The sequence below is a fragment of the Enterobacter cloacae complex sp. SYL003 genome, from assembly GCF_049236925.1.
GTDB classification, from domain to species: Bacteria; Pseudomonadota; Gammaproteobacteria; order Enterobacterales; family Enterobacteriaceae; genus Enterobacter; species Enterobacter intestinihominis.
Window position 1 is genome coordinate 30,842 of sequence record NZ_JBMKJK010000026.1, and the last position, 17,142, is coordinate 47,983.

A 17,142-nucleotide genomic window follows, 5' to 3' on the forward strand; every position below is an offset into this window, starting at 1 on the left:
GATACTGGAGCCTGTCTGATTTCGTGAGACGGGTGACAAAAAGAAGCCGCCCTCAGGCGGCTCCTTTTCAATCATTAAGACTGCTTGGACATGGCAGCAACTTCTGCTGCGAAGTCAGTCTCAACTTTCTCGATGCCTTCGCCCACTTCGAAGCGGATGAAGCCAGTCACGTCAGCGTTGTGCTCTTTCAGCAGCTGAGCAACAGACTTGCTTGGATCCATTACGAAAGGCTGGCCAGTCAGAGAAACTTCGCCGGTGAATTTCTTCATGCGGCCTTCAACCATTTTCTCTGCGATTTCTTTTGGCTTACCAGACTGCATCGCGATGTCCAGCTGAACCTGGTACTCTTTCTCTACCACTTCAGCAGACACGTCTTCTGGCTTAACGAATTCTGGTTTGCTTGCAGCGATGTGCATTGCCAGCTGTTTAACCAGCTCTTCGTCAGCGCCTTTAGCCGCAACCAGAACACCGATACGCGCGCCGTGCTGGTAAGAGCCCAGAACATCGCCTTCCAGGGAAGAAACGCGACGGATGTTGATGTTCTCACCGATTTTAGCAACCAGCGCAACACGCTCTTCTTCGAACTGTGCTTTCAGCACTTCAACGTCAGTGATTTTGCCTGCAACCGCTGCGTCCAGAACTTTGTTAGCAAATGCCTGGAAACCAGCATCTTTAGCAACGAAGTCAGTCTGGCAGTTAACTTCCAGAATGATGCCGTAGTTGCCGTCGATTTTGGTGATGATCACGCCGTCAGCAGCAACGTTGCCTGCTTTCTTAGCTGCTTTGATCGCACCGGATTTACGCATGTTTTCGATTGCCAGCTCGATGTCGCCGTTCGCTTCGGTCAGCGCTTTCTTGCAATCCATCATGCCTGCGCCAGTACGCTCACGCAGCTCTTTTACCAGGGATGCGGTAATTTCAGCCATTCTTAAATCCTCGGGAGATGTGAACTGCCCGGCCGGGAGCCAAACAGTATAAATTGAAAAAAGGGGCCGATAATGGGCCCCTATTCATACACGGTACTAATAAGGGGTAAAACCTTATTATTCAGCTTCTACGAAGCTTTCTTCCGCCTGAGAAGCCAGATCCTGGGAACGGCCTTCACGAACGGTAGCAGCTACAGCGCTCAGGTACAGGCTAACAGCACGGATTGCGTCGTCGTTACCCGGGATAACGAAGTCAACACCGTCCGGATCGGAGTTGGTATCAACGATAGCGAATACCGGGATACCCAGGTTGTTAGCTTCTTTGATTGCGATGTGCTCGTGGTCTGCATCGATTACGAACAGCGCGTCTGGCAGGCCGCCCATATCTTTGATACCGCCCAGGCTGTTTTCCAGCTTGTCCAGTTCACGAGTGCGCATCAGCGCTTCTTTCTTAGTCAGCTTATCGAAAGTACCGTCCTGAGACTGGGTTTCCAGATCTTTCAGGCGCTTGATGGACTGACGAACAGTTTTCCAGTTGGTCAGCATGCCGCCCAACCAGCGATGGTTCACGAAGAACTGGTCGCAGCTGTTAGCAGCATCTTTCACAGCTTCGCTTGCAGCGCGCTTAGTACCAACGAACAGAATCTTACCTTTACGGGAAGAGATCTTGCTCAGCTCAGCCAGGGCTTCGTTGAACATTGGTACAGTCTTCTCAAGGTTGATGATGTGAACTTTGTTACGTGCGCCGAAGATGAAAGGCTTCATTTTCGGGTTCCAGTAACGGGTCTGGTGACCGAAGTGAACACCAGCCTTGAGCATGTCGCGCATGGAAACAGTTGCCATGTTTAAAACCTCTATATTGAAAGTTGGGGTTATGCCTCCACGTATCCCATATTACCGACCCCGAAGGGCACCCCGGAATATGTGCCGATACGTGTGTGTTGTTACACAAAGTGAGATTTGTCGCTCCCGTCCAGCCTGTGTATCTGAGATGGATCGGAAGTCCGGCGCGCTTTATATCACAAAACACGGCCAGAAACCAATAATTGTTGGCGGAGTGTGCTGTTAATGATTCTCAATTTGGCACGGGGTGCGCCTGACTGATACCATTGACAACACTTACACTAGTATTGTCGAAAAAATCGACACCGATGGACAGATTACATGGCTATCTCTATTAAGACACCTGAAGAAATTGAAAAGATGCGCGTCGCCGGTCGTCTGGCCGCTGACGTGCTGGAAATGATCGAACCGTTTGTGAAACCGGGCGTCAGCACCGGCGAACTGGATCGCATCTGTAACGACTATATCGTCAACGAGCAGCACGCGGTCTCCGCCTGCCTTGGCTATCACGGTTTTCCAAAATCCGTCTGCATCTCTATTAATGAAGTGGTTTGCCACGGCATTCCGGATGACGAGAAGCTGCTGAAAGATGGCGATATCGTCAACATCGACGTGACCGTCATTAAAGATGACTACCACGGTGACACCTCTAAGATGTTCATCGTTGGCAAGCCAACGATTCTGGGCGAGCGCCTGTGTAAAGTCACCCAGGACAGCCTCTACCTGGCGCTGAAAATGGTGAAGCCAGGCATCCGCCTGCGCACCATCGGCGCCGCAATCCAGAAGTTTGTGGAAGCGGAAGGTTTCTCCGTGGTGCGTGAATATTGCGGTCACGGTATTGGTCGTGTGTTCCATGAAGAACCGCAAGTTCTGCACTATGATGCAGACGACGGTGGCGTAGTGCTGCAAAAGGGCATGACCTTCACTATTGAGCCAATGGTCAACGCGGGCGATTACCGCATCCGTACCATGAAAGATGGCTGGACGGTAAAAACCAAAGACAGAAGCTTGTCTGCCCAGTACGAGCATACTATTGTGGTTACAGACAACGGCTGCGAAATTATGACGTTGCGCAAGGATGACACCATCCCGGCGATACTGACGAACATTGAGTGATAAGAAGCCGGCGAATGCCGGCTTTTTTAATGGCGATAGCTTTTTCTTATGGGTGGCGCACGATGAGTAATCTCTTACCCGAACAGTATGCTAACACAGCACTTCCCACCCTCCCCGACCAGCCTGATAACCCGGGCGTCTGGCCACCGCATGAGCTGACCTGCGCACATATCAAATCCCATATGGCGGTTTTCCATCGCTGGCTGGGTAGCGCATTTGATGCAGGCGTCTCAGCCGAACAGCTCATTGAAGCGCGCACCGAATTTATCGACCAACTCCTGCAACGTCTGTGGATCGACTACGGTTTCGGGCAGGTGAGCGACGTCGCGCTGGTTGCTGTCGGCGGATATGGCCGGGGTGAACTGCATCCGCTCTCTGATATCGACCTGCTAATCTTAAGCCGTAAAAAACTGCCGGACGATCGGGCGCAGAAAATCGGTGAGCTGTTGACCCTGCTCTGGGACGTGAAGCTGGAAGTGGGTCACAGCGTGCGCACGCTGGAAGAGTGTCTGCTGGAAGGGTTATCTGACCTGACCGTCGCCACCAATTTAATTGAAACCCGCCTGCTGATTGGCGACGTGGCGCTGTTCCTCGAACTGCAAAAGCACATCTTTAGCGACGGCTTCTGGCCTTCAGAAAAATTCTTCGCCGCGAAAGTCGAAGAACAAAACCAGCGCCACCAGCGCTATCACGGCACCAGCTATAATCTCGAACCGGATATTAAAAGCAGCCCCGGTGGCCTGCGCGATATCCACACGCTGCAATGGGTCGCCCGTCGCCATTTTGGGGCCACCTCGCTGGACGAAATGGTCGGTTTTGGTTTTCTGACCGAAGCCGAACGTAACGAACTCAACGAGTGCCTGCATCTGCTCTGGCGCATCCGTTTTGCGCTGCACCTGGAGGTCACCCGCTACGATAACCGCCTGCTGTTTGACCGGCAGCTTAGCGTGGCGCAGCGCCTGAATTACCAGGGCGAGGGCAACGAGCCGGTCGAGCAAATGATGAAGGATTTCTTCCGCGTCACTCGCCGCGTCTCTGAGCTGAACCAGATGCTTTTACAGCTGTTCGATGAGGCGATCCTCGCGCTGACGGCAGACGAAAAACCGCGTCCGATTGATGACGAATTTCAGCTGCGCGGCACGCTGATCGATCTTCGCGACGAAACGCTGTTCATCCGCGAACCGGAAGCGATCCTGCGAATGTTCTATACCATGGTGCGCAACAGCACGATCACCGGGATCTACTCCACCACCCTTCGCCATTTACGCCACGCGCGGCGTCATCTGAAGCAGCCGCTGTGTTACATCCCGGAGGCGCGCTCGCTATTCCTGAGCATGCTTCGTCATCCGGGCGCCGTCAGCCGCGGTCTGCTGCCGATGCACCGACACAGTGTATTGTGGGCCTATATGCCACAGTGGTCGCATATTGTCGGGCAGATGCAGTTCGACCTGTTTCACGCCTATACGGTGGATGAGCACACGATCCGCGTCATGCTGAAGCTGGAAAGTTTTGCCAGAGAAGAGACGCGATCCCGCCATCCGCTGTGCGTTGATTTGTGGCCGCGCCTCTCTCACCCCGAACTGATCCTGATCGCCGCCCTGTTCCATGATATCGCCAAAGGTCGCGGCGGCGACCACTCCGTACTCGGTGCCCAGGACGTGCTGAAATTTGCCGAGCTGCACGGCCTGAACTCACGTGAGACGCAGCTTATTGCCTGGCTGGTTCGCCATCATCTGCTGATGTCGGTTACCGCTCAGCGTCGTGATATTCAGGATCCGGAAGTGATCAAGCAGTTCGCCGAGGAAGTGCAAACGGAGAACCGCCTGCGCTACCTGGTCTGCCTGACGGTAGCCGATATCTGCGCTACCAACGAAACCCTGTGGAACAGCTGGAAGCAGAGCCTGCTGCGCGAACTGTACTTCGCCACCGAAAAACAGCTGCGTCGCGGGATGCAGAACACCCCGGATATGCGCGAGCGCGTGCGCCACCACCAGTTGCAGGCGCTTGCCCTGTTGCGCATGGATAACATTAACGAAGAGGCACTACATCAGATTTGGGCGCGCTGTCGCGCCAACTACTTTGTGCGCCACAGCCCAAACCAGCTTGCCTGGCACGCCCGGCATCTGCTGAAGCACGACCTGACGAAACCAATGATTCTGCTCAGCCCGCAGGCCACGCGTGGCGGAACGGAGATCTTTATCTGGAGCCCGGACCGGCCTTATTTGTTTGCGGCGGTCTGCGCCGAACTGGACAGGCGTAACCTGAGCGTTCACGACGCGCAGATTTTTACCACCCGCGACGGCATGGCGATGGACACCTTTATTGTACTGGAGCCGGATGGCAGCCCGCTGTCGTCGGACAGGCATGAGGGGATACGCTTTGGCCTCGAGCAGGCGATTACGCAGCGCAGCTGGCAACCTCCGCAGCCGCGACGTCAGCCAGCAAAACTGCGCCACTTTACCGTCGATACCGAGGTCAATTTCCTGCCGACCCATACCGACCGTAAATCGTTCCTTGAGCTGATTGCGCTCGACCAGCCAGGGCTGCTCGCCCGCGTCGGCCAGGTTTTTGCCGATCTGGGAATTTCGCTTCACGGCGCCCGAATTACAACCATTGGCGAACGAGTAGAAGATTTATTTATAATCGCGACGGCCGACCGGCGTGCCCTTAATAATGACCTGCAACTTGAAGTGCAACAACGGTTGACAGCAGCCCTCAATCCAAACGATAAAGGGTGACGTGTTTTTTAGTGAAATGGAAAGAGTAAACAATGCAGCAGTTACAGAACGTTATTGAGTCCGCTTTTGAGCGTCGCGCCGACATCACTCCGGCAAATGTGGATACCGTGACCCGTGAAGCGGTAAACCAGGTTATTTCCCTGCTGGATTCCGGCGCGCTGCGCGTGGCAGAAAAAATCGACGGTCAGTGGGTTACTCATCAATGGCTGAAGAAAGCTGTGCTGCTCTCTTTCCGTATCAACGATAACCAGGTTATCGACGGAGCAGAAAGCCGCTACTTCGATAAAGTGCCAATGAAATTTGCGGATTACGACGAAGCGCGCTTCCAGAAAGAGGGCTTCCGCGTAGTACCACCGGCAGCCGTTCGTCAGGGGGCATTCATCGCACGCAACACCGTGCTGATGCCATCCTACGTGAACATCGGCGCCTACGTTGACGAAGGCACCATGGTGGACACCTGGGCTACCGTCGGCTCCTGCGCGCAGATCGGTAAAAATGTTCACCTGTCCGGCGGCGTCGGCATTGGTGGCGTTCTGGAGCCACTTCAGGCTAACCCAACCATCATCGAAGACAACTGCTTCATCGGCGCACGTTCCGAAGTGGTTGAAGGCGTGATCGTCGAAGAAGGTTCTGTGATCTCCATGGGCGTGTACATTGGCCAGAGCACCCGTATTTACGATCGCGAAACCGGTGAAATTCACTACGGCCGCGTTCCAGCCGGTTCCGTTGTGGTTTCCGGCAACCTGCCGTCTAAAGATGGCAAATACAGCCTGTACTGCGCGGTCATCGTGAAAAAAGTGGATGCGAAAACGCGCGGTAAAGTGGGCATCAATGAACTGCTGCGCACCATCGATTAATCGGGTATAACAAAAAGCGGGGGCAACCCCGCTTTTTTTATATCCGAAGGTGGCGAAAATAGATTTTTTCGTTAATTATTCATAGGTTATGTTGAGATCAAGGGTACCGCTATGTACGATAATCTGAAAAGTCTGGGCATTACCAATCCTGATGAAATTGATCGTTATAGTCTCCGCCAGGAAGCCAATAACGATATTTTGAAAATCTATTTTCACAAGGACAAAGGAGAGTTCTTCGCCAAAAGCGTGAAATTTAAATACCCACGCCAGCGTAAGACCGTTGTCGCTGACGGTATCGGTCAGGGATATAAAGAAGTACAGGAAATCAGCCCTAACCTGCGCTACGTTATCGACGAACTCGATCAAATCTGCCAGCGCGATCGCAGCGAAGTCGATCTGAAACGTAAGATCCTTGACGACCTGCGTCACCTGGAAAGTGTTGTTACCCATAAGATCAGCGAAATTGAAGCTGATCTTGAGAAATTGACGCGTAACAAATGAGCCGTTTTATTGCCCGGTGGCGCTTCGCTTACCGGGCCTACGAACGCATGTAGGCCGGGTAAGGCGAAGCCGCCACCCGGCAAACAGCATCATCTTTGTTCATCCAGCTGCAACGCCACATACAGCAGTAGCCGGTCGTCAAAATTCCCTAAATCCAGCCCCGTCAGTTCCGAGATCCGGTTTAACCTATACTCCAGCGTATTACGGTGAATAAACAGCGCTTTTGACGTTGCCAGCGGCTGCACGTTATGCCGGAACCACGCCTGCAACGTGCGGCGCAGCAGCCCGTTGTTGTCCATCGCTTTCAGACGCACAAGCGGGCGCGCCAGCTCGTTGGCCTGCCAGCCACCGCGCAAACTGTCGAGCAGGACCGGCAGCATCAGATCCTGATAGAAATAACTGCGGCTCTCCGGCATGCGCTGTTTACCCACCATCATGGTGGTGCGCGCCGTTCGCCATGAACGGGCGATACTTCCCGGCCCGGTAAAGTAATTTCCCAGCGCGACGCGAAAACGGAGCTGTCCGTTCTCCTTCATGCGCTCGATGAGCAGCTCAACGCGGCGACGATGATCTTCCGCGTCCCAGCGGCCAAACTGATTAAGCGCAGGCTTGAGCACCACCATTTCCGTCAAAGAGACGATTGCCACCAGGTTGTTACGCTCCGGCGTCGCCAGCATATTTTGCAGCTGCTGTAGCTCCACCATGGCGCTGTCCACGCCAAGCTGGCCGCTATCCACCTCAATAACGGCGACCACGCGCGGCTGATTCAGGTCGATACCCAGACGCTGCGCCCACTCGCTCAGGGCAGGCGTGTGCTCCTCCGCCTGGATCAAATTCATCACCAGCTCTTCACGCAGGCGGCTGTCCTGGGCGAGCAGGTGCATCAGACGCGACTGCTCCAGCATCATCTCCGCCGTCATACAGACCAGCTCGCCGTATTTACGCAGCGATTCAGGATCGCCGGTCAGACCGATAACGCCAACAATCTCTCCTTCCAGACGCAGCGGCAGGTTGATCCCCTGACGGACCCCGTGCAGATGTTTCGCCACGGCGTCATCAATGTCGACCACGCGCCCCTGAGAGAGCACCAGCAACGCCCCTTCGTGCAATTCACCAATACGCTCACGATCGCCGCTGCCGATAATGCGCCCTCGGGCGTCCATTACGTTGATATTGGTATCGATGATTCGCATGGTGCGCGCCACGATATCCTGCGCCATTTTGGTATCAAGATGCCAGCCAGCCATATAACCCTCCCGTGAGCAGAGCTCAAGCATAGGGAAGTTCAGCTAAGGCTGCATTGTGCAGATGCCCAAAGGCAGAGAGAGATGTATGGAGTTGTGGGAAAGGTCACAGAAAAGAGAAAGCCCCTGCGAACAGGGGCTTAAGAAGATTACTGCATCAGGAGATAAATAGAGGTATCACCACGCTGAATATTCAGTGCCAGCACGGACGGCTTGCTGTCGAGAATTTTGCGCAGTTCAGCGATGTTTTTCACCGGCTGCTGGTTAGCGCCCATGATCACATCACCTTTTTTCAGGCCGATACGGGCAGCAGGTGAGTTCGCTTTCACGTTGTTCACCACCACGCCTTTATCTGCCCCTTTGTTGCTCATCTCAGCACCTTCAATACCGCTGAAGATGGTGCTGGAATCCACCTGATTCTGACTGCTCTGTTGCAGTTCCAGGCTCACGTTAACTGGCTTACCTTCACGCAGCAGGCCGAGGGTCACTTTACTGCCGATTGGCATAGAACCCACTTCCGCACGCAGGGCGGCAAAGCTGCTGATCGGTTTACCGTTCAGAGAGGTGATCACGTCACCCGCTTTAATGCCGGCTTTCGCCGCTGAAGAGTTCGGCATGACCTGGCTCACGAATGCGCCGCGCTGAGCGTCCACTTTCATCGCTTTCGCCAGCTCGGAGTTCAGCTCGGTCCCCATGATACCCAGCTCACCGCGTTTCACCTGTCCATATTGCACCATCTGCGCAGTCAGGTTTTTCACCATGTTGCTCGGGATAGCAAAGCCGATACCGATGTTGCCACCGTCCGGTGCCAGGATAGCGGTGTTGATACCGATCAGTTCACCGTTCAGGTTAACCAGCGCACCGCCGGAGTTACCGCGGTTAATGGCCGCATCCGTCTGGATGAAGTTTTCATAGTTTTCCGCATTCAGGCCGCTACGTCCCAGCGCGGAGACGATACCCGAGGTCACGGTTTCGCCCAGACCAAACGGGTTACCGATGGCGACAGTGTAGTCACCCACGCGCAGCGCGTCAGAGTCGGCAAGCTTAATCGCCGTCAGGTTCTTCGGATCCTGAATTTGAATCAGTGCGATATCGGAGCGCGGGTCTTTACCGACCACTTTGGCATCGAATTTACGGCCATCGCTCATCTGAACCTTAATGGTGTTAGCATTATCTACCACGTGGTTATTGGTCACCACGTAGCCTTTCGCTGCATCAATAATAACGCCCGAGCCGAGTGCCATGAATTTCTGCTGCTGGCCGCCGCCCTGACCGTCATCCCCTGCGCCGCCGCCCTGACAGAACGGGGAGCTCTGGAATGGCGAACCGTCCTGGCAGAATGGCGAATTGTCGCCGAAGAACTGCTGGAAATTACGCGGCATACGCGGCGTATTGACGGTTGTGCTGCCCTCAACGTTAATACTCACCACCGATGGCATCACTTTTTCGAGCATCGGGGCCAGGCTTGGCATCTGCTGTGCAGTCGCTGCCGAGGAAGCTGTCTCGGCCGCCGTCGCCAGAGGGGACAACGCTAAACCTAAACTCAGAGCCAGTGCACTCATTGCTAATGTGGTTTTTTTCATGTTTCTCAATCTCGATTTACCAGATAACGCAAAATTGCTGTGTAACTCAGATTCGTTTTATACCGCTTAGTTCCGGGATTAAGTTTATGGAAAAAGTAAAAATTTATTGGTCGTCTTTACAAAACTCATGGCTTATTCAACGGCCATAAGCTTGCGGTATTCATCCCAGGCATACAAATCTGTCATCCCGCTGATATAGTCCTGGATAAGACGACAGCGATAATAATATTCCATGACTGGCCATTGGGAAGAATGACGATCTATTTTACTGACGGCCTCAATGTATGCCAGCCGGTGACGGGTTGAAAGCTTCTGATAGAGACGAGATTCAATCGGCAGGCGGCGAACACGTTCATTTTCGACCAGCTCGCAAAACTCATCGACCGTCAGCTGGAGCAGCGGGCCATAAATTTCCAGCAACCCGCTGATAACCCGGTATCCTTGCAGCTCCAGCTGTTCGACATCCGGGTGGCTGAAAACATGGCGAACAGCCACGTTTTTATATAATTCAAGCAGCTGACTAAAACTGCTCTCATCTTCCAGCAGGGCGTGATTAAATTCCCCGCTAAATATCATCGGCAAATTATCAATGAAACGGGCGGCCGCATACGGCACCAGTTTATTCAGCGTATTGACCCGCAAATACATAAAGAACTGATCTTCGGTACTGCGGCTCAGCGAATTTGAACGCGATTTATCCCAGGCATTCTCGACGACCTGTGCAAACAGGGAACCTTTTTCATGCTCTCCCCAGGCATCGTGAAGATGCTGATACAGCTCCTCGACGCTGAATATTCTTTTTTCCACTGCGTCTTCCAGATCGGCCACGCAATAAGAAATGTCATCAGCCGCTTCCATAATCCACGTCAATGGAAAACGGCCATTCGGCGTTAGCGAAAGTTCTTTACGCAACCGTTCAATGTACGCTTCTTCCGACAGGTAATAGCCCGGTTTTTTCATCAGGTAGCTATGGGTGGCAGGCGTTTCCCCCATCCACCACGCGGGACGCGTGTATTTAAGAATACAGCCCACCTGCGCCCAGGTCAGATTCATGCGCATCAGGGAGTGCACCAGACGGATCCCCTGCGCGTTACCTTCGAAATGACACAGATCCTGACGCACCTTGCGGCGCAGATCGTTCAGGCTATCTTCGCCCTCACGCAGGCGTAAATCGCGTACCACACAGCGGTCATCGCTGAGCGGCTGGCTTATGGCGTCAGAGGGAAAAAGCCGCTGTTTAAACCAGTCATTGATGGCGGCCTCGCCGAAATGACCAAAGGGAGGATTGCCGATATCGTGCATCAGGCAGGCCATCTCAACGATGCTTTCGAACGGCCCGGTCAGTTCATCCAGCCCGTAGGTTTCCAGCAGACGTTGCTCTTTAAGACGGCTGAGGATCTCTTTTGCAATGTAGCGCCCCACCTGCTGCACTTCCATGGAGTGCGTTAACCGCGTACGCACCGCGGCGTTACGCTCCAGCGGGAACACCTGGGTTTTTTGCTGTAACCGGCGGATGGCGGGCGAATTGATGATGCGTCCGCGATCGCTTTCAAAAATGCGCAGGATCTCATGTTCGCTCTTATCGCCCTGTGGCGAACGGAAACGTCGGTGCCAGTTAATTTTGGTGCGAAAATCGATTGGTGCCATGTGCTCCCCCGCGTGAGAATGCGTTTCCCCTTAACCGCATGATAGACTATGCATCTTAACAAGGCACATCGCGAGTAAATCTATGAAAATCGGCATTATTGGTGCAATGGAAGAAGAAGTTACGCTGCTGCGTGACAAAATTGAGAACCGTCAGACCCTCTCCCTTGGTGGCTGTGAGATCTACACCGGCCAGCTGAACGGCGTTGACGTGGCTCTGCTGAAATCAGGCATCGGTAAAGTTGCAGCGGCACTGGGCGCGACCCTGCTGCTTGAGCGCTGCAAGCCTGACGTTATCATTAATACAGGTTCGGCGGGCGGTCTGGCGCCGACGCTGAAAGTGGGCGATATCGTGGTTTCCGACGAAGCGCGTTACCACGATGCAGATGTCACCGCATTCGGCTACGAATATGGTCAGCTTCCGGGCTGCCCGGCCGGGTTTAAAGCGGATGATAAGCTGATTGCCGCCGCTGAAAGCTGCATTAACGAGCTGAATCTCAATGCGGTGCGTGGCCTGATCGTCAGCGGCGATGCCTTTATCAACGGCTCTGTTGGTCTGGCGAAAATCCGTCATAACTTCCCGCAGGCTGTGGCCGTTGAGATGGAAGCCACGGCCATTGCGCACGTGTGCCATAACTTCAGCGTGCCGTTCGTGGTCGTTCGCGCGATCTCTGACGTGGCGGACCAGCAGTCCCACATCAGCTTCGACGAGTTCCTGGCCGTTGCGGCCAAACAGTCCACCGTGATGGTGGAAACCCTGGTGCAGAAACTGGCGCGTGGGTAAGGTGTCATTCAGGGCGCTGGTCGCCCTGCTTCTGCTCGCCCCGGCCTGGCTCATCGCCGCGCCGCGGGTGATCACACTCTCCCCTGCCAATACGGAACTGGCGTTTGCCGCCGGGATTACGCCCGTTGCGGTGAGCAGCTTTTCCGATTATCCACCGCAGGCCGCCCATCTCGAACAGGTTGCCACCTGGCAGGGAATGAACCTGGAACGCATCGTGGCGCTGAAGCCCGATCTGGTTCTTGCCTGGCGCGGCGGTAATGCCGAACGACAGGTGGACCAGCTCTCTTCGCTGGGAATAACGGTAAAATGGGTAGATGCGGTGAGCATCGAACAGGTGGCGCAAACCCTCCGTGACCTCGCGCCCTTCAGCCCTACCCCCCAACGCGCCGAGCACGCTGCACAGCAGATGCTCAACGACTATGCTGCGCTAAAAACCCGATACGGCACGCAACCGAAACAACGCGTTTTTCTGCAATTTGGCAGCCAGCCGCTGTTCACTACCGGGAAAGGCTCGATCCAGAACCAGGTGCTTGAGATCTGTGGAGGTGAAAATATCTTTGCTGAAAGCCGGGTCCCCTGGCCGCAGGTCAGTCGTGAGCAGGTTCTGGCGCGACAACCGCAGGCCATTGTGGTGGTCGGAAATGCGAGCGAGATTCCTAAAATAGAACAATTCTGGCATCGGCAGCTTAAAATTCCGGTCATCGCACTCAACAGCGACTGGTTTGAACGCGCCAGCCCGCGTATTATCCTCGCCGCAAAACAACTCTGCGCCGAACTGGCAGAGAGTCACTCAAACAGATAAATACCCTATTCGAGGATTTAACGATGCTCGTGTATTGGCTGGATATTCTTGGCACAGCCGTTTTTGCTATCTCCGGCGTTTTGCTTGCCGGAAAACTACGCATGGATCCTTTTGGCGTACTGGTGCTCGGCGTCGTTACGGCGGTAGGCGGCGGAACGATTCGCGATATGGCGCTGGCAAACGGCCCGGTATTCTGGGTAAAAGATCCAACGGATCTGGTGGTGGCGATGGTCACCTGCCTGTTAACCATCGTGCTGGTTCGTCAGCCTCGCAGACTACCAAAATGGATATTGCCGGTGCTGGATGCCGTCGGTCTGGCGGTCTTTGTGGGAATAGGCGTGAATAAAGCCTTTATTGCCGGGACTGGCCCGCTGGTGGCGATCTGTATGGGCGTGTTGACCGGCGTGGGCGGAGGGATTATTCGCGACATTCTGGCGCGAGAAGTCCCGATGATCCTGCGAACGGAAATCTACGCGACGGCCTGTATCATCGGGGGGATTGTTCACGCCACGGCGTATTACACCTTTGCTGTCCCGCTGGAAAACGCGGCGATGCTGGGGATGGTGGTAACGCTGGTGATCCGTTTAGCGGCGATACGCTGGCACCTGAAGCTGCCGACGTTTGCACTGGATGAAAATTCAAGATAGGTGTCGTTTATAAGCCCGGTGGCGCTTCGCTTACCGGGCCTACAATTTGCATTCAGGTTAAATACTGAATGAAGAACCACACCCGCAGGTGCTGGTCGCATTCGGGTTAGTCACCACAAAGCGCGAACCTTCCAGACCTTCAGTGTAGTCCACTGAACCGCCCACCAGATATTGCAGGCTCATCGGATCAACCACCAGCGCGACGCCCTGTTTCTCGATAGTCATATCACCATCGTTAACCTGGTCGTCAAAGGTAAAACCATACTGGAAGCCACTACAGCCGCCGCCGGTAATATAAACACGCAGTTTCAGATCCGGATTGTCCTCGTCGGCAATCAGGGTTTTCACTTTTTTCGCTGCTGCTTCGGTAAATTCCAGCGGCAACGCTACGTCATCACTCATCTTATGCTCCCATGAATACTGCGACTGCTATTGGGTAAAAATCACCCAATTCTTTTTGTCATTATCTAATACCCTGGTAATTCATTCAAGTATTCTGCTTCAGGGCCTGTTCAGCTTCCTGTTTCGCCAGGGTACGGGCAAGAATGGTGGAGTATAGCGGTTTTCCACCCAGGAATTGGGCTAATAGTGTCGCGCCGAGGCAGGTAATGATCATTGGCAAAATGAGCTGGTAATTGTCGGTCATTTCCAGCACCAGCACGATCCCGGTCAGCGGCGCACGCAGGGAGGCCGCCAGCAGCGCCCCCATTCCCGCAACCGCAAACGTTCCCGCATCCAGATGGTAGGCCGGGAAGCCTGCCGCCGCCGCCATCCCGAACGCCGTACCCAGCAGCGTCCCCAGCGCCAGCATCGGGGCGAAAATGCCGCCCGGGGCACCAGAGGAGAAGCACAATACCGTGGTGATGACGCGTGAAATAAACATAAACAGCAGCAGGCCTACGCTGAAATTCCCCGCCGCGGCAATGGGAATCAGACCGAAACCGCCGCCCGCCGCATTCGGTTCGATAAAACCGAGGATCCCGCACACGCCACCAAGCAGGCCCCCCACCAGCACCCATTTCGTGGTATTTCCGCCATGGATGCGCTGAAACATATCCTGCGCCCGTAAAATCAGGGTGTTAAAAAGCGGGCCAACGACGCCAAAAATCATCCCAAGAATCAGATACAGCCACAAAGTATTGACCGGCGCATTGGTTAGCTTGCCAACTTCAATCACCGCCCCTTCGCCGTTAAAGACGCGAAAGACAATGCTCGACATAATCACGCCGGTAAACACCGCTTTAATGGAGATCAGGTTGTAGCGGAACTGGGCGCGCATCTCTTCAATGATAAACAGGATACCCGCCAGCGGCGCGTTAAACGCGGCAGACAGCCCGGCCGCCGCCCCCGTTGCCAGCAGCGTATGGCGCGCTTCGGCGCTGCGCATACGGAACAGATCGCCGACCATGCGCCCGACGTTACCGCCCAGCTGTACCGTTGGTCCTTCCCGACCGAGCACCATGCCCGCTCCGAGCGTTCCCATCCCGCCGATAAATTTCACAGGAAGCACGCGCCACCAGCGAACCGGGCGTAGCTCTTCCAGCGCCCCCTCAATTTCAGGGATCCCCGAGCCACCTGCTTCAGGTGCGAATTTACGCACCAGAAAATAGCCCACCATGGCAAACAGGGCCGAAAGGCCAAAGGCCCACACCCAGACCAGCCATTCACGATCCGCGAAGCTGGCGACGGTGCCTATGCGCCAGTTGAGCACCGCATTGACGGCTTTCTCAAACGCGACGCCTACCAGCCCGGCCAGCGTGCCCACAACGGCGGCTGCCACCAGAATGGCTAACGGGGTTTTGTCACGGTTGAGCAGCCGCCGGATACTGACCCGGTGCTTCGCGCGCGTAAACTGTTGTTGTTCAAAAGAAGGCGTGTTCTCGTTCATTACCTGTTCTGTTTCGTCATACAAAAGGCCGCAGGGATTCTACCAGAGACAATCCCCTCGTCCCCTGAAAAATACTTAACAATTGTTAAGCCTTCTATGGGGCAAAAATTTTATAACCTCTTCCGAATCACTTAGAATAGTTGCCTTAACTCATTTCTACGAACCAGGAACGACGCCATGAGCAAGTCTGAAAACCTCTACAGCGCAGCCCGCGAGCTAATCCCAGGCGGCGTGAACTCACCCGTGCGCGCCTTTACCGGCGTGGGTGGCACCCCGCTGTTTATCGAACGTGCGGATGGCGCATATCTGTATGATGTGGATGGTAAAGCCTATGTCGATTACGTCGGCTCCTGGGGCCCGATGGTACTGGGCCACAACCACCCGGCGATCCGCAATGCGGTGATTGAAGCCGCTCAGCGCGGCCTGAGCTTCGGCGCGCCAACCGAGATGGAAGTCAAAATGGCGGAGCTGGTCACCGAACTGGTGCCAACGATGGACATGGTGCGTATGGTGAACTCCGGTACCGAAGCGACCATGAGCGCTATCCGTCTGGCGCGCGGTTTTACCGGCCGTGACAAGATCATCAAGTTCGAAGGTTGTTATCACGGCCATGCCGACTGTCTGCTGGTGAAAGCCGGTTCCGGCGCGCTGACCCTCGGCCAGCCGAACTCCCCGGGGGTGCCGGCTGATTTCGCGAAACACACGTTGACCTGCACCTATAACGATCTGAACACCGTTCGCGCCGCGTTCGAGCAGTATCCGCAGGAGATCGCCTGCATCATCGTTGAGCCAGTTGCGGGCAACATGAACTGTATCCCACCGCAGCCTGACTTCCTGCCGGGCCTGCGCGCCCTGTGCGATGAGTTCGGCGCGCTGCTGATCATCGACGAAGTGATGACCGGCTTCCGCGTGGCGCTGGCGGGTGCCCAGTCTTATTATGGCGTGGAGCCGGATCTGACCTGCCTCGGCAAAATCATTGGCGGCGGCATGCCTGTCGGCGCGTTCGGTGGACGTAAGGACGTCATGGACGTGCTGGCGCCAACCGGTCCGGTTTACCAGGCGGGTACGCTCTCCGGTAACCCGATTGCGATGGCGGCGGGCTTTGCCTGTCTGACCGAAGTGGCGCAGCCGGGTATCCACGAAACCTTGACGGACCGGACGACGCAACTGGCAAACGGTTTGCTGGAAGCCGCAGAAGATGCGGGTATTCCACTGGTGGTGAACCACGTGGGCGGGATGTTCGGGATTTTCTTCACCGATGCGAAAACCGTGACCTGCTATCAGGACGTGGTGAAATGCGACGTGGAACGCTTCAAACGCTTCTTCCACCTGATGCTGGAAGAAGGCGTGTATCTTGCCCCGTCAGCGTTTGAAGCGGGCTTTATGTCCGTGGCGCACAGCGAAGAAGATATCAATAACACCATCGACGCAGCGCGTAAGGTATTTGCGAAGCTGTAAAATGTGCGGCTTGATGCCCTCACCCCAACCCTCTCCCACAGGGCTGAGGGTTCCCCACAAATTAATGCGAGCACTGAGCAATCCCCTCGCCCCTCCGGGGAGAGGGTTAGG

The 17,142-nt window shown here is 55.0% G+C and carries 15 protein-coding genes; 8 read left to right on the plus strand and 7 right to left on the minus strand.

The window, feature by feature from the left end; translation table 11 throughout:
- Positions 1-74: 74 nt before the first annotated feature.
- Together tsf and rpsB are read right to left on the minus strand one after the other, a co-directional pair.
- Complete coding sequence (tsf, locus tag ACOT1A_RS22345) at positions 75-926, minus strand: translation elongation factor Ts (protein WP_015572722.1); 852 nt, start codon at positions 924-926, stop codon at positions 75-77.
- Positions 927-1,043: 117 nt separating this feature from the next.
- A complete protein-coding gene (rpsB, locus tag ACOT1A_RS22350) occupies positions 1,044-1,769 on the minus strand; it encodes a 30S ribosomal protein S2 (RefSeq protein ID WP_022647105.1) in 726 nt (241 codons plus the stop codon).
- Positions 1,770-2,090: 321 nt separating this feature from the next.
- On the opposite strand from rpsB, the gene map reads away from it, so the two are divergent.
- The 4 genes from map to ACOT1A_RS22370 all read left to right on the plus strand — a co-directional run bounded on the left by map (position 2,091) and on the right by ACOT1A_RS22370 (position 6,981).
- On the plus strand, positions 2,091-2,885 hold the full coding sequence (gene map / locus ACOT1A_RS22355; RefSeq protein ID WP_022647104.1) for a type I methionyl aminopeptidase: 795 nt from the start codon (positions 2,091-2,093) through the stop codon (positions 2,883-2,885).
- A 62-nt stretch (positions 2,886-2,947) separates the two neighbouring features.
- The gene (gene glnD, locus ACOT1A_RS22360; RefSeq protein WP_032676702.1) at positions 2,948-5,623 is read left to right on the plus strand and encodes a bifunctional uridylyltransferase/uridylyl-removing protein GlnD; all 2,676 of its coding nucleotides are present in this window, start codon (positions 2,948-2,950) and stop codon (positions 5,621-5,623) included.
- 32 nt (positions 5,624-5,655) lie between these two features.
- Positions 5,656-6,480 carry a 2,3,4,5-tetrahydropyridine-2,6-dicarboxylate N-succinyltransferase gene (dapD, locus tag ACOT1A_RS22365; protein ID WP_003856214.1) on the plus strand — a complete coding sequence of 275 codons (825 nt, stop codon included), beginning with the start codon at positions 5,656-5,658 and terminating at the stop codon, positions 6,478-6,480.
- Between the two features lie 111 nt (positions 6,481-6,591).
- A complete protein-coding gene (locus tag ACOT1A_RS22370; protein WP_022647102.1) occupies positions 6,592-6,981 on the plus strand; it encodes a DUF3461 family protein in 390 nt (129 codons plus the stop codon).
- Positions 6,982-7,070: 89 nt separating this feature from the next.
- On the opposite strand, the gene ACOT1A_RS22375 is transcribed toward ACOT1A_RS22370, so the two are convergent.
- From ACOT1A_RS22375 to dgt, 3 genes are all read right to left on the minus strand, one after another.
- Complete coding sequence (locus ACOT1A_RS22375; protein ID WP_003856217.1) at positions 7,071-8,228, minus strand: CdaR family transcriptional regulator; 1,158 nt, start codon at positions 8,226-8,228, stop codon at positions 7,071-7,073.
- A 146-nt stretch (positions 8,229-8,374) separates the two neighbouring features.
- Positions 8,375-9,808, minus strand: coding sequence for a serine endoprotease DegP (degP, locus tag ACOT1A_RS22380; protein ID WP_022647101.1), 1,434 nt, complete (start codon positions 9,806-9,808; stop codon positions 8,375-8,377).
- Between the two features lie 132 nt (positions 9,809-9,940).
- Positions 9,941-11,455 carry a dGTPase gene (dgt, locus tag ACOT1A_RS22385; protein WP_023299363.1) on the minus strand — a complete coding sequence of 505 codons (1,515 nt, stop codon included), beginning with the start codon at positions 11,453-11,455 and terminating at the stop codon, positions 9,941-9,943.
- An 82-nt stretch (positions 11,456-11,537) separates the two neighbouring features.
- Between dgt and mtnN the strand changes: the two genes are divergently transcribed.
- From mtnN to ACOT1A_RS22400, 3 genes are read left to right on the plus strand one after another with little or no spacing between them, the layout of a single operon-like run.
- Positions 11,538-12,236, plus strand: a complete 699-nt coding sequence (mtnN, locus tag ACOT1A_RS22390; protein ID WP_003856223.1) for a 5'-methylthioadenosine/S-adenosylhomocysteine nucleosidase — start codon at positions 11,538-11,540, stop codon at positions 12,234-12,236.
- A complete protein-coding gene (gene btuF / locus ACOT1A_RS22395; RefSeq protein ID WP_023305464.1) occupies positions 12,229-13,038 on the plus strand; it encodes a vitamin B12 ABC transporter substrate-binding protein BtuF in 810 nt (269 codons plus the stop codon). Before mtnN ends, btuF begins: the two co-directional genes overlap by 8 nt.
- 23 nt (positions 13,039-13,061) lie before the next feature.
- Positions 13,062-13,685 carry a TRIC cation channel family protein gene (locus ACOT1A_RS22400; RefSeq protein WP_003856227.1) on the plus strand — a complete coding sequence of 208 codons (624 nt, stop codon included), beginning with the start codon at positions 13,062-13,064 and terminating at the stop codon, positions 13,683-13,685.
- Between the two features lie 57 nt (positions 13,686-13,742).
- On the opposite strand, the gene erpA is transcribed toward ACOT1A_RS22400, so the two are convergent.
- Both erpA and clcA read right to left on the minus strand, forming a co-directional pair.
- The gene (gene erpA, locus ACOT1A_RS22405) at positions 13,743-14,087 is read right to left on the minus strand and encodes an iron-sulfur cluster insertion protein ErpA (protein ID WP_003856230.1); all 345 of its coding nucleotides are present in this window, start codon (positions 14,085-14,087) and stop codon (positions 13,743-13,745) included.
- 85 nt (positions 14,088-14,172) lie between these two features.
- Entirely contained in the window at positions 14,173-15,573 is a 1,401-nt protein-coding gene (clcA, locus tag ACOT1A_RS22410; RefSeq protein ID WP_022647097.1) for a H(+)/Cl(-) exchange transporter ClcA, read from the minus strand.
- 177 nt (positions 15,574-15,750) lie between these two features.
- On the opposite strand from clcA, the gene hemL reads away from it, so the two are divergent.
- Positions 15,751-17,031 carry a glutamate-1-semialdehyde 2,1-aminomutase gene (hemL, locus tag ACOT1A_RS22415; protein ID WP_048965719.1) on the plus strand — a complete coding sequence of 427 codons (1,281 nt, stop codon included), beginning with the start codon at positions 15,751-15,753 and terminating at the stop codon, positions 17,029-17,031.
- The last annotated feature ends 111 nt before the right edge of the window (positions 17,032-17,142 follow it).